Annotated in this window: 1 protein-coding gene; it reads left to right on the forward strand. The window is 35.7% G+C overall.

Translation table 11 applies throughout. The features are described from left to right. Positions 1-360 precede the first annotated feature (360 nt). Entirely contained in the window at positions 361-2685 is a 2325-nt protein-coding gene (locus FYJ55_RS10410; protein WP_154556765.1) for a PAS domain-containing hybrid sensor histidine kinase/response regulator, read from the forward strand. Positions 2686-2824 lie beyond the last annotated feature (139 nt).

Consider the following 2824-nt stretch of genomic DNA (forward strand, 5'->3'; position numbering starts at 1 on the left):
ACCACCCTATGATGTAACGCCACTTTAGATAGCAATATCTAATGGGGTTAAAGGTCGGAGACGTAAGTCGTTAGTACGACTGGGCAGTTACAAGCCCACCACCTTTAGGTAGTGGGTAGTTGACAGTCGTAAAAAGTGTAGAAGCAATTAAGGTACTTTATGTACCTTTTTTAGTTGCACTTTTTAGTACAATTTGTACTTTTTAATTGATTGTAAACGCATACATATAACTTAAACGTAATTTATGTTACTATATAGTCAAATTAGTTTACTTTTATTTAATGGGAATATAACCATAGTTTTTAATGGATTGAAATAGGATTGAGAGTTTGATAGAGTAATGGATATTAGGGGATTTTTATGAAGATAATAGATAATGATTTGACAATTCAAGAAGTGTGTGGGCGTATTGGTGGATATCATCGGTGTTCATTGGGGGATGGATATCCCTTTTTATATGTGAGTTTAAAATTTCAAGAGATTTTTGGTTGGTCAAAAGAAGAGATTGAAACTCGATTTGATAATAAATTAATGAATATGGTGCATCCAGAAGATCGTAATCTTGATCTTTTTCATTCTGTCTTTCGTTTGTTAGGAAAAGATGGATATCACTATGTGAGTGAGAGTATAGATATAGAGGGGGATTCTATACTGCATGGAAACATTTCGGATGTGACACAGTTTATTCGTGAAAAGGAACAGAATAATATCTTATCGGCCTTGACTATGGATTATACTTCTTTAGTGCTTTGTGACTTGAAACAAGATACAGTGGAAGTGATTAAGCAGGATGCGAGTTGTGCTGAAATGAATGGGCATAGTTATAGTGAAAGTTTAAATTATTTCTATGATAATGTACTGATGAAGGATTCTTGTCCAAATTATATGGATCTTTTATCGAATGCTTCTTTAATGCGTACATTAAAGGAACAGGGTTCTTTAGAATGGCAGTTTCAAATTGTCCCAGATGAGAATGGAGTATCGAATTTAGGGGCAAGGGCAGTATTTCTATATGAGGATTTGAACCATTTTAAGATTATAATGGGTTTTCGTCCAATTGATGAAATTGTAAAGAGGGAAAAAGTATTAGAACTTCAAAGAGAGATTATTGAGGGCCTTGGTAAAGAATATTTTTCCATATTATTGTTGGAATTGGATAGTGGTCAAATCTTTTCTTATCGTGAAGTGGGGGAGAATGGTAAGTGTATTGCGGATTTTTGTCGTAAATATGAAAATAAGTGGTGTGCATTCTTGCCGGCTTATGCCGATGAGATTGTGACGGATGAAAGTCGTGAGAATTTCTTAGATCAGCTTTCGTTAGATGCGTTATGTTCAAATCAAGATGATTTTTCAATGACCTATGAATTTAAAATGGGTAATCGTATTATTTATCATCAGACACGTATTGTGTATGTTTATAAAAAAGATCGTAGTCGTGTGGCAGTGATTGGTACAAGAAACATTGATGATTTGATTAAGAAGGAACGTATGCAGGAGGCAAAATTAAAAGAGGCGTATATTGTGGCGGAAGAGGCGAATAAGGCAAAAACAGATTTCTTAAACAATATGTCGCATGATATTCGTACGCCAATGAATGTGATTCTTGGCTACAATGAGTTGATGAAACCGTACTTGACGGATCCAATCCTAGTGGATTATCAACATAAGATTGAGCAGAGTGGTAAGCTATTACTTTCTATCATTAATAATGTGCTGGATATGTCGCGTATTGAGAGTGGTAAGATGGTTGTCGAAGAAAGAGCCGAGCAAATCGGGCTTGTAGTCGAAGAAATCGAGAACGTATTCGAGTCGAGTGCACAAGAAAAGAATATCGTATTTACAACGAGTGTGGATGTTGATCATACACATGTGTTGTGGGATGGCTTTAAGGTTCGTGAAATCTTAATGAATCTCGTGGGAAATGCGTTTAAGTATACGCCTGAGGGTGGTCATATTGCGATTGATGTCAAGGAATTGAATTGTACAAGATCGGGTTATGTCAGAATTCAAACGCAAGTCAAAGATACGGGTGTTGGTATGAGTGAAGACTATCTTCCAACTTTGTTTGATTCTTTTTCTAGAGAATACAATACAACGATTGGAAAAGTTTCGGGTACAGGTCTAGGCATGGCGATTGTCAAAAATCTTGTGGATATGATGGATGGAGATATTTGTGTCAAGAGTAAAGTGGGTGAGGGGACTTGTTTCATTGTTACTTTTGAGCATAGAATAGCGGATGAGGAATGTATAGAATTGAATCAAGAATTAGATGTTCTTGATGGAAAATCTGTCTTACAAGGTAAGCATGTATTACTTGTGGAAGATAATGAATTAAATGCCGAGATTGCGATGGCCATACTTGAACAGAGTGGTTTAATATTGGATCGTGTTGAGGATGGTTTAGCTTGTATAAATCGGTTGTCTGAAGTGGATGCAGATTTGTATGATTTGATTTTGATGGATATTCAAATGCCAAATGTGAATGGATATGAGGCGACAAGAAGAATTCGTCAATTTAAAAATTTAAAAAAGGCAAGTATTCCAATTCTAGCTATGACGGCCAATGCGTTTGAGGAAGATAAGAAAATGGCAATGGAAGCAGGTATGAATGGGCATATTTCTAAGCCAATTGATGTGAATGCATTGGAAAATCAAATCATAAACTTATTCAAAAAAGTGTCTTAATTGGCACTTTTTTCGGTAATCCGCAATTAGATAGGGTCGACTAAAAGTTGGCTTCAAAAATTGTAGGGCCGAAAACCCTATGTGTGTTTAAAGGATTATTAACTAGGGAGCAGAGATTTCAATATCTCTGCTCTTTTAT

Origin of the sequence: Holdemanella porci (genome assembly GCF_009696075.1) — a bacterium.
In the GTDB taxonomy this organism is placed as follows: Bacteria; Bacillota_I; Bacilli_A; order Erysipelotrichales; family Erysipelotrichaceae; genus Holdemanella; species Holdemanella porci.